Source organism: Stenotrophomonas panacihumi, assembly GCF_001431645.1.
Classification (GTDB): Bacteria; Pseudomonadota; Gammaproteobacteria; order Xanthomonadales; family Xanthomonadaceae; genus Stenotrophomonas_A; species Stenotrophomonas_A panacihumi.
This window is the reverse complement of record NZ_LLXU01000005.1, coordinates 1-12031: the sequence shown is the minus strand read 5'-3', so window position 1 is coordinate 12031 and position 12031 is coordinate 1. Positions and strand designations below refer to the sequence as shown.

The 12031-nt window shown below is 68.0% G+C and carries 13 protein-coding genes; 10 read left to right on the top strand and 3 right to left on the bottom strand.

The window, feature by feature from the left end; genetic code table 11:
• Positions 1-82: 82 nt before the first annotated feature.
• Both ARC20_RS00485 and ARC20_RS00480 read right to left on the bottom strand, forming a co-directional pair.
• Positions 83-1132 carry a LacI family DNA-binding transcriptional regulator gene (locus ARC20_RS00485; protein WP_057642695.1) on the bottom strand — a complete coding sequence of 350 codons (1050 nt, stop codon included), beginning with the start codon at positions 1130-1132 and terminating at the stop codon, positions 83-85.
• Between the two features lie 82 nt (positions 1133-1214).
• On the bottom strand, positions 1215-2729 hold the full coding sequence (locus ARC20_RS00480) for a sensor histidine kinase (protein ID WP_161809448.1): 1515 nt from the start codon (positions 2727-2729) through the stop codon (positions 1215-1217).
• A gap of 383 nt (positions 2730-3112) precedes the next feature.
• Here ARC20_RS00480 and ARC20_RS00475 point away from each other — a divergent pair, with 383 nt between their 5' ends.
• Positions 3113-3736 (top strand): response regulator, encoded by a 624-nt coding sequence (locus ARC20_RS00475; RefSeq protein WP_237642472.1) that lies wholly within the window; start codon positions 3113-3115, stop codon positions 3734-3736.
• A gap of 107 nt (positions 3737-3843) precedes the next feature.
• The gene (locus ARC20_RS00470) at positions 3844-4242 is read left to right on the top strand and encodes a response regulator (RefSeq protein ID WP_081417954.1); all 399 of its coding nucleotides are present in this window, start codon (positions 3844-3846) and stop codon (positions 4240-4242) included.
• 6 nt (positions 4243-4248) lie between these two features.
• Here ARC20_RS00470 and ARC20_RS00465 read toward each other — a convergent pair whose 3' ends face one another.
• Entirely contained in the window at positions 4249-5418 is a 1170-nt protein-coding gene (locus ARC20_RS00465; RefSeq protein ID WP_057642682.1) for a hypothetical protein, read from the bottom strand.
• Positions 5419-5573: 155 nt separating this feature from the next.
• Here ARC20_RS00465 and ARC20_RS00460 point away from each other — a divergent pair, with 155 nt between their 5' ends.
• From ARC20_RS00460 to ARC20_RS00425, 8 genes are all read left to right on the top strand, one after another.
• A complete protein-coding gene (locus ARC20_RS00460; RefSeq protein WP_108143495.1) occupies positions 5574-5990 on the top strand; it encodes a hypothetical protein in 417 nt (138 codons plus the stop codon).
• Positions 5991-6013: 23 nt separating this feature from the next.
• Positions 6014-6664 carry a YidH family protein gene (locus ARC20_RS18685; RefSeq protein WP_057642679.1) on the top strand — a complete coding sequence of 217 codons (651 nt, stop codon included), beginning with the start codon at positions 6014-6016 and terminating at the stop codon, positions 6662-6664.
• A 42-nt stretch (positions 6665-6706) separates the two neighbouring features.
• Positions 6707-8350 carry an arylsulfatase gene (locus tag ARC20_RS00450; RefSeq protein WP_081417953.1) on the top strand — a complete coding sequence of 548 codons (1644 nt, stop codon included), beginning with the start codon at positions 6707-6709 and terminating at the stop codon, positions 8348-8350.
• Between the two features lie 28 nt (positions 8351-8378).
• Positions 8379-9293, top strand: coding sequence for an HAD family hydrolase (locus tag ARC20_RS00445; RefSeq protein WP_057642677.1), 915 nt, complete (start codon positions 8379-8381; stop codon positions 9291-9293).
• Positions 9290-10255, top strand: coding sequence for a formylglycine-generating enzyme family protein (locus ARC20_RS00440; RefSeq protein ID WP_057642674.1), 966 nt, complete (start codon positions 9290-9292; stop codon positions 10253-10255). Before ARC20_RS00445 ends, ARC20_RS00440 begins: the two co-directional genes overlap by 4 nt.
• The gene (locus ARC20_RS00435) at positions 10245-10676 is read left to right on the top strand and encodes a DUF1622 domain-containing protein (protein ID WP_057642671.1); all 432 of its coding nucleotides are present in this window, start codon (positions 10245-10247) and stop codon (positions 10674-10676) included. Before ARC20_RS00440 ends, ARC20_RS00435 begins: the two co-directional genes overlap by 11 nt.
• On the top strand, positions 10673-11647 hold the full coding sequence (locus ARC20_RS00430) for a SphA family protein (protein WP_057642667.1): 975 nt from the start codon (positions 10673-10675) through the stop codon (positions 11645-11647). Before ARC20_RS00435 ends, ARC20_RS00430 begins: the two co-directional genes overlap by 4 nt.
• A 58-nt stretch (positions 11648-11705) precedes the next feature.
• A partial coding sequence (locus ARC20_RS00425; RefSeq protein WP_152983936.1) for a DUF4136 domain-containing protein occupies positions 11706-12031 on the top strand: 326 nt, incomplete at its 3' end.

Genomic DNA, 12031 nt, shown 5'->3' with positions numbered 1-12031 from the left:
GCTTTCGGCGTCCCCCGCCAGGGCATACCCCCGCGCGCCAGGCGACGCACCAACAGACGAGCCAACCTTCAGCGCACAGCGATCACCCAGCAGGCGGCTTTGCCACGGACCCACGCTTGACCAGCGTATGCGCCAGCACCTTGTCGACCGGCGTAGCGTCCTGCCGCCGTATCCCTCGCATCAGGATATCGACGGCCGTATCGGCCATCGCCGCAATCGGCTGCCGCACCGTCGTGAGCTCCGGCCACACGTTGGTCGCCGCGGAGGTATCGTCGAACCCGACCACGGACAGATCGCGCGGCACATCCAACCCGCGCCGATGCGCCACGGAAATCGCCGCGGCCGCCATGTCGTCGTTGCTGGCGAAGATCGCACTGGGCCGATGCTTGCGCCCCAGCAGCTTCTCCGCCGCCTTCAGCCCCGAGCGATACGTGAACTCCCCGGGCTGCACCCACGCCGGCTCCAGCCCGATGCCCGCTTCCTCCAGCGCCGCGCGGAAGCCCTCGAATCGCCGCGCGCTCGCCGTCTGGTTCGGATGCCCCTGGATGAAACCGAACTGCCGATGCCCCAGTGCGATCAGATGTCGCGTGATTTCGCGGCTGGCGAGGAAATCGTCCACCCGCACGCGCGAGATGTCGCTCTCCTCGCGCCCGGACGCAATCGCCACCACCGGCACGCCGGCTTCCACCAGCTCGGCCACCACCGTCGGCGACTCGCACAACGGCGGCGGCAGGATCACCCCGGCCACGCTGCGCGCCAGCACCCGCGCCGCTTCGCGCTCGGCTTCCGGGTCCACCTCGTCCCACGCATCCACCACCAACTGCACCGCCGCGCGCGCGCTGCCCCGCAACGCACCCACCAACAGCTGGCGCAGATAGCCTTCGCTGGGGTTGGTGTAGACCAGCGCGATGCGCGTCGTCTGCGCCGCCGCCAATGAACTGGCTGCCAGGTTGGGCGTGTAACCGAGCTGCTTCACCGCCCGCATCACCCGCTCGCGCGTGCTCTCGCGCACGTGCACCTTGCCGTTCACCACCCGCGACACCGTCATCGGCGACACGCCGGCCAGGCGCGCCACTTCATCGATCGTGGTCGCCTCGCCCTTGCGGCGCGCGGACTTCCTGGCTGTGGCCAATGCCTTCCCCTTCGCTGGACCATCGCCGCCGGCGGCGGGTCATGGGGCGATGGTAGCGGCAAAGGTTCGGGCGGTGATACGCCTAGCGCGCATCCTCGGGCAGCGGAAACCGTACCTCCAGGTGCGTGCCGCCCCCCTCGCGCGGTTGCATGCTCAGTTTCCCCCCGAGCAGGCGTGCGCGTTCGCCCATGCTGATCAGCCCCAGCCCGGCGGGCCGCTGGCCATGCGCGCAGGGCGGGCCGATGCCGTCGTCGCTGATCGACAGCACGCAGTGGCCGTCCTGCGCGCCCAGCTGCACCCATGCCTGGCGCGCATGCGCGTGCTTCTCCACGTTGTTGAGCGCTTCCTGCACGATGCGGAACAGGCTCAGCTCGCGCGCATCGCCCAGGCCGTCCGGCGGCGCCACATCGCAATGCACGCGCAACGTCGAGCGCTGCCCGTGGCCCTGGCAGAACCCGGTGAGCGCGCTGGCCAGCCCGGTGAAACGCAGCATGGCCGGATGCAGGCCGTGCGACATGTTGCGGATGTCGTTGGAAACCTTCAGCAACTCCTGTTGCACCTCGGCGACCGCCTCGCGCTGCGGCTCCTCCACGCCACGCTTGAGATAGCTCAGCCGGATCGACAGCGCCGCCAGCGATTGGTTGATGTCGTCGTGCAAGTCGCGCGCGATGCGCGTGCGCTCTTCTTCCTGCACCACCAGGATGCGGCCGGTCAGGTCACTGAGCTGCCGATAGGCATCGCACAGCCGCCGCGCCGCGGCGCGCTGCTGCTCCAGCGCCACGGACAGCAGCCACAGCGCACCGGCCACCGCGCAGACCCACGCCTGCATGCTCAGTGCCGCCGCGTGTGGTCGCAGGCCGATGAACGGCCCGGCGCCGCGCAACGAATACGCCATGCCCGCCACGCCGCACGCCAGCAAGGCGAGGCAGCCGCCGCCGAGGCCGAAGCGCACCAGCATCCACAACAGCAAAGCGCTGGCCGAAAGCGTCATCAACGCCGACGGCAGCAAGACGCCCGCCAGCGGCGACCATAGCCACAACGGGAGCGCCAACAACACCAGCGCTATCGCGATATCGCGCGCCAGCACCGTGGCCGGCCGCGACGCATGCGGCAGCGTGAGCGCCATGGTGATGGGCACCAGCAGCAGGTAGCCGCCCGCATGGGTGAGCAGCAAGCCGAGCAGCTCGTTGCGCGCGTACTGGATGCCGAACAGCTGGGACCATGCCTGGATCCAGCTGACGTCCAGCGCCGGAAGCGCCGCACCCATTGCCAGCAGCAGGCGTGCGCCGGAAGGAAAGTTCACCGGTGGCCACTGCAACTGGCCATCGCGACGCACCAGCCACGCCAGCCCGAGGGGCGGCAGCGGCAAGCCTGTCGCCAGCAACAGCGGGGCGAACCACGGTGTGCCCGGCAGGGTGGGCAGGGCCAGCCAGATGCCGAACGTGGCGCCGACGATGGCCGCCGCCCACGTGCGTTGCGGCTGCGTCAGCAGCCAGGCGAGCAGCAAGGGCGGTGCGACGCAGAAGGCCGCGATGCCTTGCTGCTGCACCCACAGCAGTTCGGCGAACTGCTCGCCGAAGAAGCACAACAGGCACAACGTCAGTGCGTGGATGAATTGTTCACGCGCGCGCCCCGGCCGATACCCACCGGCATCCCGTGTGTCATGTGCGATTCGTCCAGGACTGCCCACTGCCTGCAACGCCTCCGCATCCATCCGTGGGATTGCGCCGTGGTTCGCATCTCGGCTCGCGGATTATGCATGTTTCGACGGGCGTGAAAGTGGCCAAAAAGAAGGCATTTTTCTTCACGCATGAATCACAAGGAATTCACGCTGTGGCGATACGCTGGCCACGCATCGGACCTGGGGGGCGTCCCGGGAACCAAAGGCCTCGCCGACACGGCATGCGTCGGCGTTCGCCTTGCCACGCTGATGGAGATTTGCGCATGGCTCTTGGGATGATGGAAAGCGCGCCGCGCGCAATGCGGCGACGCCTGGTACTGGCCGACGATCACCTGCTCGTGGCGCAAGGCGTGGAGCGCTTGCTGCTGGAGTTCTTCGACGTGATCGCGCTGGTGTTCGATGGCGACTCGCTGCTCGATGCCGTGCGCCGGGAAACCCCGGACCTGGTGATCGCCGACATCAGCATGCCCGGCATGACCGGCATCGACGTGATGCGACGCGCGCAGGACGAAGGCATCGATATCCCCTTCATCTTCCTCACCATGCATGCCGATTCGGAGATGGCCTCGCGGGCCATCTGCGCCGGCGGCTGCGGCTACGTGCTCAAGAACGCGGCCGGCGAGGAGCTGCTGTACGCGGCGCAGCAGGTACTGGAGGGGAAGACCTACGTCACCCCGACGCTGGCCGCCAACGCCATCGCCACCGCCCAGCGCCGCCGCCGCAACCTCACCGACAAGCAGCAGCGGGTGCTTGAATACGTCGCCCGCGGCCTGCGCTCCAAGCAGATCGCCTTTGAGCTGGGCGTCTCCGTACGCACGGTGGAATCGCACAAGTACGCGATCATGCAGGAGCTGGGCGTGCACGGCACGCTGGAGCTGGTGCGCCGGGCCGAGCAGGAAGGCTTGATCATGCCGCACGCCTGAGCGGGTGCGTGCAACAGTAGTTTTACTTTGCCCGCGCCGGTTGTTTTTCCGTGGTCTTGCCACCCCCGGGACGCGCACGATGAGGTTCCCACCCGTGGGACCGACCGATGAGCCGCGTGCGTGTGCTACTGGCAGAGGATGGCTGGGCCATGTCCCGCGAGCTGGGGGCGATCCTCGCGCAGGACTGCGAGGTCGTGGCCACGGTCAACGACGGCCTGGCGCTGGTGCGCATGGCCCGGGAGATGCACCCGGACGTGCTGGTCACCGATATCTCCATGCCCGGCATCACCGGCCTGCAGGCGGTGGAAAGCCTGATCGAGGAAGGCTATGCGCCGCGCGTGGTGTTCGTCACCGTGCATGCCGAACCGCAGGTGGTGCGCCACGCGCTCAGCCTCGGGCAATGCGGCTACGTGCTGAAGGCCGACGCGGTGGAAGACCTGCTGCCCGCCGTGCATGCCGCCGCCGCTGGCCAGCGGTATCTCTCCGCATCCATCCCGCCGCCCTGAGCCGGCTCAGGCCAGCAGGCCGAACAGGCGTTCGGCCAGTTCGTCCACCGAGAACACCAGCAGCAGCAGCGGCGCCAGCGGCGCGGCCGCGTACAGGAAGATCCGCACCACGCTCCAGCGGCCGATCGGCAGCGCGGGCAGGTTCTTGATCGTGCCGTAGACCCCGGTGAAGTCGCACAGCGCGGAGGAGTCGGGGGCATCGAGCAGCTCGCGGGTATCGCCGGCGGGCAGGCCGCGCGGCCAGCGCCGGTCGAAGGTGCGCACGGCGCGGTTGCCCAGGGCGTCGTAGCGGAGCAGGGCGTGGCGCTTCACCCGCACCATCGTGGGCGCGAGCAGCAGCAGCGGCGCCAGCACCAGTGCGCTGGCGCCGATCACGTAGCCGGCGATGAGGTAGCGCAGGGTGAACATGCTCTCGCCCAGGTAGAGCATGTGGTTGGCGAAGGCGCCGCACAGCACGAAGCCATTGGCCAGCGAGAGCACCGCGAAGCGCTCCTGGGCCAGCCCGAGGAAGCCCAGGCCGGCCGCGCCGTCCGGGTGGCTGGCATGCAGGTCCAGGCGCAGCCTTGCCAGCTTCCACAGCAGGCACGTCCACAGCAGCAGCCGCCATAGCCACACCAGCACCACGAAGCGGAACAGCGGCGTGGAGACGTAATGCAGCCATAGCGCGGCCTGGGTCAGCCGGCCCTGCGCATCCACGCTCCAGGACGCCACGCCCGGCAGGCGATCGCCCAGCGTGGGGCCGTAGATCGCCGAGGCCGCCAGGGCCACCAGCAGGCAGATGAGTTCCGGCGTGCGCGCATCGCGCAGCGCCCGCACCTTGGCGAGCTCCTGCCGCACCGCCACCTGCCGCGAGGGCGCCACCAGCGAGGCATGGGCGAACTGGCGCGCGGCCTGGCGCAGGATCTCATCGCTGCGCGGCGCCAGCAGCACCAGCACCGGCAGCGCGAGCAGGAAGCGGGAAAGCACCGCATAGTCGCGCAGCAGCGGCACGCCATCGCCGCTGCGCCACAGCGTGCCGTCCAGCGCGCAATACATCGCCAGTGGAACGAAGGTCAGCGCCACCAGGACCACGCATAGCCAGACGGCCGAATGCGTGCCCGGGCCGATCAGGCGCAGGCGGTCGAGCAGGCGATGGGTGGGCCCACCGCGCATCAGCGAGAAATTGTCGCCGGCCATGGCTGGCGTCACCCCGGAAAGCATGGACGCGCTGCAACATGCCAGCGCGCCGCGTCGGCCGCGTCAGTAAAAATACTGGCGACAAACTGGTAGGAACCCGATTGCGCGTGATGGCCAGCCCGGCCGAAGCTGGAAGCCTCGTCACGGAGGCGACCGTGGATTCCTTCCTCGACTTCCTGCACCGGTTCTGGAGCGACATGCTGGCCCGCACCGACGGGCCGATGACGTTCCGCTTCCTGCTGCAGCCGATCATGGCGATCATCACCGCCGCCATCGACGGCTACCGGGATGCGAAGACCGGGCGCACGCCGTATTTCCACAAGCTGGTGCATGGCGGCCGCCACGGCACGCGGGTGGAAACCTTCCGCGAAGGCTTCACCGCGGTGGCGCGCATCCTGCTGCTGGGCGTGGCGATGGACGTGATCTACCAGTTGAAGGTCTTCGGCAGCTTCAGCCATCCGCTGGAGACGCCGGTGATCGCCATCGCGCTGGCCTTCATCCCCTATCTCCTGTTGCGCGGGCCGATCGCCCGCCTGGTGCGCCGCTGGCGGCAGCGCCACGGGCAGCCCTGATCCCCTCGCGCCGGAAGCCTGCCATGTCTCCTTCGCCCACGCCCGATCCCCGCGCAGACCAGCCGCCCGTGCGGCCGAGCAAGTTCACCGAGACCGACCCGCCGCCGCTGCCGCAGGTCGATGAAAGCAATGCGGATGCGGCCTCGGTCACCTATTCGCACTACCGCACCGGGCTGTCTAACCACCGCACCAAGCTCTCCGAGCACCGCACCTCGCTGTCGGAGTACCGCACGGACCTGTCCGGCGAACGCACCGAGATGTCGATGCGCCGCACCGGGCTCTCGTTCCAGCGCACGCGGATGAGCGCGGACCGCACGCTGATGTCGATCATCCGCACCGCGCTGTCGCTGATCGGCTTCGGCTTCACGATCTACCAGGTCTTCAGCAAGATGATCTCGCACGCGCTGCATGTGGGCTTTGGCGGCGACGCGCCGCGCAACTTCGGCCTGGCACTGGTGATGCTGGGCGTGGTGCTGCTCACGCTGGGCATCATCTACCACATCCGTTACATGGCCGCGTTGCGCGCCGAACGCGATGCCATGGCACGCGACGGGCTGGTGCACGCCGAGAGCCCTTATCCCCTGTCGTTGAGCCTGGTCACGGCGATCCTGCTGTGGGGCATCGGGCTGGTGGCCATCACCAGCATGGTGTTCGACCTGACCTTGCCCGGCTGATCCACCGCAAGCCTCCATTTCCTTTCGAAAGAGGTCGCCGTCATGCCGAAGTCCGCACCCGCCAGGAAGTCCCCGGCCGCCAAGGCCGCCGCCCCCAAGGCCGCTCCCGCCAAAACGGCCCCTGCCGCGGCACGCAAGCCCGCCACCGGCGCCCGCAAGCCCAACATCCTGGTCATCTGGGGTGACGACATCGGCATCAGCAACCTCAGCTGCTACACGCAGGGGCTGATGGGCTATCGCACGCCGAACATCGACCGCATCGCCAGGGAAGGCATGCTGTTCACCGACTCATACGGCGAACAGTCCTGCACCGCCGGGCGTTCGTCGTTCATCACCGGGCAGAGCGTGTACCGCACGGGCTTGTCCAAGGTCGGCATTCCCGGCGCGCCGATCGGCATGACCGAAAAGGCCATCACCATCGCGGGCGCGCTGAAGAACCAGGGCTACACCACCGGGCAGTTCGGCAAGAACCACCTCGGCGACCTCAACCACATGCTGCCCACCAACCATGGATTCGATGAATTCTTCGGCAACCTGTACCACCTCAATGCCGAGGAAGAGCCGGAGATGTATGACTACTTCCCGGAGGCGGAGTTCGCCGAGTTCCGCAAGGGCATCCTGCCGCGCGGCGTGATCCACAGCTGGGCCACCCAGAAGGACGATGCCACCGTGCAGCCGCGCTGGGGCAAGGTCGGCAAGCAGAAGATCGAGGACACCGGCCCGCTCACCACCGAGCGCATGGAGACCTGCGACGACGAATTCGTCGCCGCCGCCAAGGATTTCATCCAGCGCGCGCACGACAACGACGAGCCGTTCTTCGTGTGGCTGAACACCACGCACATGCACATGTTCACCCACACCAAGAAGGACAGCCTCGGCCAGGCCGGGCGCTGGCAGTCGCCGTACCACGACACGATGATCGACCACGACCGCAACGTGGGCGAGATGCTCGACTTCCTCGAGGAACTCGGCATCGACGAGAACACCTTCGTGATGTACTCCACCGACAACGGGCCGCACCGCAATTCCTGGCCCGATGGCGGCACCACGCCGTTCCGCAGCGAGAAGAACACCAACTGGGAAGGCGCCTTCCGCGTGCCGATGCTGGTGCGCTGGCCGGGGAAGATCGAGGCGGGCAGGGTGTCCAACGAGATCGTGCAGCACCACGACTGGCTCCCGACCTTCCTGGCGATGGCCGGCGAGCCGGACGTGGTGGAGAAGTGCAAGAAGGGCTACAAGGCCATCGGGCGCACGTACAAGAACCATATCGACGGCTACAACCTGGTGCCCTACCTGACCGGGGAACAGGAGAAGAGCCCGCGCAACCTGTTCGTCTACCTCAGTGACGACGGCGACGTGCTGGGACTGCGCTACGACAACTGGAAGATCGTGTTCATGGAGCAGCGCCTGAAGGGCACGATGCAACTGTGGGCCGAGCCCTTCACCCGCTTGCGCTTGCCCAAGCTGTTCAACCTGCGCACCGATCCGTACGAGTTCGCCGACATCACCTCGAACTCGTACTACGAGTGGTTCCTCTACCACGCGTACATCATCTACGGCGCGTTCGCGGTGTCGGACAAGTGGGCGGCGACCTTCAAGGAATTCCCGCCGATCCAGCGTCCCAACAGCTTCACCATCGACGACGCGTTGAAGGTGCTGCAGGACGCGGCGACCGGAAGCCACTGAGCCCCGGCGCCCGGCGAGGAACTCCCGCATGTCACGACCGCTGCCCTCATGGAACGATGGACCCACGCGCGAGGCGATCATCGACTTCGTCTCGCGCGTGACGGCCGAAGGCAGCACGGACTACGTGCCGCCGGCCGAGCGCGTGGCCGTGTTCGACAACGATGGCACGCTGTGGGCGGAGTACCCGCTGTACGTGCAGATCTACTTCACGCTCAGCCAGGTCGAGCGGCTGGCGGAGGCCGATCCCGCGTTGAAGGCCAAACCGGCGTTCCGGGCGCTGCTCGCGCACGATCTCAAGGCGCTGCACGGCCTGCCCAAGCGCGACGTGTTCGAGCCGGCGATGGCCGTGCATGCGGGGATGACGGTGGAAGAGTTTCGCGCCACCGCCCAGGCGTGGCTCGCCGAGGCGCGCCATCCCAAGTACGCGCGGTTGTTCACCGCCTGCATCTACCAGCCGCAGCTGGAGCTGATGGACCACCTGCGCCGGCACGGCTTCAAGGTGTTCATCGTCACCGGCGGCGGCATCGAGTTCGTGCGTACCGTGGCCGAACGGCTGTATGGCGTGCCGCCGGAGCAGGTGATCGGCTCCAGCACCCGGGCCACCCTGGAGCTCGCACCGGCGACCGCCTGGGTGCGCAAGCTGCCCGAACTGGGCAGCTTCGATGATCGCGCCGAGAAGCCGGTCAACATCGCCCTGCACATCGGTCGCCGGCCGATCCTCGCGTTCGGAAACTCCGATGGCGATGTCGCGATGCTGCGCTACACGCTGGCCGGCGAAGGCGAGCGGCTGGCGCTGATGCTGCATCACGACGACGGCGAACGCGAAGCCGCCTACGACCGCCAGTTCCTGGTCAGCCCGCTCGACGAGGGCCTGGACAAGGCCGCCGAATATGGATTCCACATGGTCAGCATGAAGCACGATTGGGGGAGGGTATTCGCATGAGTCCGGCCGACGGTGACGGGCGCGCGCCCGCCGACATGGTGCAGCTGCCCGGCGGCAGCTTCGTGATGGGTTCCAACGACCACTACCCGGAGGAGCGTCCGGCGCGGAAGGTGCGCGTGGGCGCGTTCGCGATCGACCGCCACGCGGTGACCAACCGCCAGTTCGCGCGTTTCGTCGAGGCGACCGGGCATCTCACCCTGGCCGAGCGTCCGGTGGACCCGGCGGACTATCCCGGTGCCGATCCCGCGTTGCTGGTGCCGGCCTCGGTGGTGTTCGTACCGCCACCGGGGCGCGTGGACCTGGGCAACCTGCACAACTGGTGGCAATACCTGCCTGGCGCCGACTGGCGCCACCCGCGCGGGCCGGGCAGCAGCCTGGAAGGCCTGGAAGACCACCCCGTGGTGCAGGTGGGTTACGAGGACGCGCTGGCCTACGCGCACTGGGCCGGCAAGGACCTGCCCACCGAGGCCGAGTGGGAATACGCCGCCTGGGGTGGCCGCGAAGGCAGCGAGTTCGCGTGGGGCGATGAACTCGTGCCCGACGGCCGCTACATGGCCAATACCTGGCAAGGCGAATTCCCGTGGGACAACCAGGTGCTCGACGGCTACGCGTGGACCGCCCCCGTCGGCAGCTTCCCGCCCAACGGCTATGGCCTGTACGACATGATCGGCAACGTGTGGGAGTGGACCTCGGATTGGTACCAGACCCACGACCGCCTGCCGGGCAAGGCATGCTGCACGCTGGAGAACCCGCGTGGCGGCAGCCGCGAGGACAGTGTCGACGCACGCGCCGCCGGCCCGCAGATCCCGCGCCGGGTGATGAAGGGCGGCTCGCACGTCTGCGCGCCGAATTACTGCCGCCGCTATCGCCCCGCCGCGCGCATGGCGCAGCCCATCGACACCGCTACCTGCCACGTCGGCTTCCGCTGCGTGGTGCGACAGGAGCCCGGCGATGCTCAATGAGTGGCTGCTGCGCGCCAGTGAGCCGGTCATCGTCATCATCGACCTGATGGCGCTGTTCATCATCGTCATGGGCACGGTGATTTCCTTCGTCGCCGCGCTGAAGCTGTTCTTCGCCGGCGTCTTCCACCCAGAGGAGCGCGGCACGCGCGGCTACATCAAGGGCCACGCGCGCCGCCTGCTGTGGATGGATTACGGCCGCTGGCTGGTGGCCGCGCTGACGTTCCAGCTCGCCGCCGACATCGTCGAATCGGCCATCGCGCCGACCTGGGAAGCCATCGGGCAACTCGGGGCCATCGCCGTGATCCGCACGTTCCTCAACTACTTCCTCGAACGCGACATGGAGGAAGTCCGCGAGCGCGAACAGACGCGCGCGGAAGCAGAGGTTGCACCGCTTTCCGATTCCAGAGAGACCGCGCCATGAAACATCACGCCCCCTTCGGTCGCATCCGTACCGCCTGGCTGCCGCTGCTGTCGTTGGCGACGGCACTCGCCGCCAAGCCCGCCATGGCCACGGAGGGCGCGCTGGGCCGCTCGCTGACTGGCGCGCAGATCCAGGCCTATGCCGGCATCATCCCGCCCGAGCCCGGGATGCAGTGGTCGTTGGGCTACCTGCATTACGACGGCAAGATCGGCGGCAGCCGCCCGGCGCCGATCGCCGGCCAGGTCTCGCTCGGCCTGCGCGCGAACATGGACCTGTGGTCGGCCACCGGCGTCTACATCTGGCCCACCGGCGAAGGTCGCTGGAACTTTGCCTCGATGGTCACGGCGCCGTACGTCATCCCGGACGTCACCGCGACGCTGGGTGTCGGCGCGCAGCAGCGCCGGGTCAGCGACAGCACCTCGGATTGGTTCGACGCCTATTTCGCACCGGTGCTGGCGAGCTACCACATCAGCCAGGTGGAGCATCTTTCGCTGGGCGTCTACATCTACGCGCCCACCGCCAAATACGACCCGAACCGGCTGGCCAATCCCGGCATGAACGTGTGGACGTTCTCGCCGAGCGTGGGCTACACGCACCTGTTCCAGAAGGGCACGCTGGAGTTCAGCGTGCTCGGGGCCGTCGACTTCTACGATCGCAATGACGACACCGGTTACAAGAACGCGCCGGTGTGGCGGCTGGATTCGATGCTGGTCAAGCGCACCCCGAGCGGCTGGGGGTTCGGCGCGGTCGGTGGGTGGATCCAGCAGCTCGGCGACGACGATGGCGACACCGCCGACCGCCTCAATGGCTTCAAGGGGCGGTCCTTCGGCCTCGGCCCCGTGCTCACCTACGGCAAGAAATGGTCTGGTGGCGAACACCTGGACCTGAGCGTGCGCTACGTCTCCGAGTTCAGCGTCAAGAACCGCTTCGAAGGCAATCCGGTGCTCGTGACCGCCAGCTTCGGCTTCTGATTGTCGCGCCGGTGCCCGCCGGCGTTCCCGTCGTTACGTCCCGCCACAGGAGATCGCCATGAAAACCCGCGTATTCCTCGCCGCCCTCGCGCTGCTTGCACTGGCAGCCTGCGCGTCGTCGCCCACCGTCAAGACCGACCACGACCCGTCGGTGGATTTCTCCAAGTACCGCACCTACACCTGGGGCATGCGGCCGCAAGCCGGCTCGCCGCTGGTGCAGCAGCGCATCACCGACGGCATCGACGCGCGCCTGCAGGCGCTCGGCTGGCGGCAGGCGCCGGACGGGCAGGTCACGCTGGCCGCCCACATCATCACCCAGCAGCGGCAGACCCTCGATACGTTCTATACCGGCACCGGCATGGGCGGCTGGGGGTGGCGCGGTGG

Coding starts and splice junctions, on each gene's coding strand:
- ARC20_RS00465 (WP_057642682.1), bottom strand. CDS start 5,418: ATGGCCGGCGACAATTTCTCGCTGATGCGCGGTGGGCCCACCCATCGC.
- ARC20_RS00430 (WP_057642667.1), top strand. CDS start 10,673: ATGAAACATCACGCCCCCTTCGGTCGCATCCGTACCGCCTGGCTGCCG.
- ARC20_RS00435 (WP_057642671.1), top strand. CDS start 10,245: ATGCTCAATGAGTGGCTGCTGCGCGCCAGTGAGCCGGTCATCGTCATC.
- ARC20_RS00450 (WP_081417953.1), top strand. CDS start 6,707: ATGCCGAAGTCCGCACCCGCCAGGAAGTCCCCGGCCGCCAAGGCCGCC.
- ARC20_RS00470 (WP_081417954.1), top strand. CDS start 3,844: ATGAGCCGCGTGCGTGTGCTACTGGCAGAGGATGGCTGGGCCATGTCC.
- ARC20_RS00440 (WP_057642674.1), top strand. CDS start 9,290: ATGAGTCCGGCCGACGGTGACGGGCGCGCGCCCGCCGACATGGTGCAG.
- ARC20_RS18685 (WP_057642679.1), top strand. CDS start 6,014: ATGTCTCCTTCGCCCACGCCCGATCCCCGCGCAGACCAGCCGCCCGTG.
- ARC20_RS00445 (WP_057642677.1), top strand. CDS start 8,379: ATGTCACGACCGCTGCCCTCATGGAACGATGGACCCACGCGCGAGGCG.
- ARC20_RS00475 (WP_237642472.1), top strand. CDS start 3,113: ATGCGGCGACGCCTGGTACTGGCCGACGATCACCTGCTCGTGGCGCAA.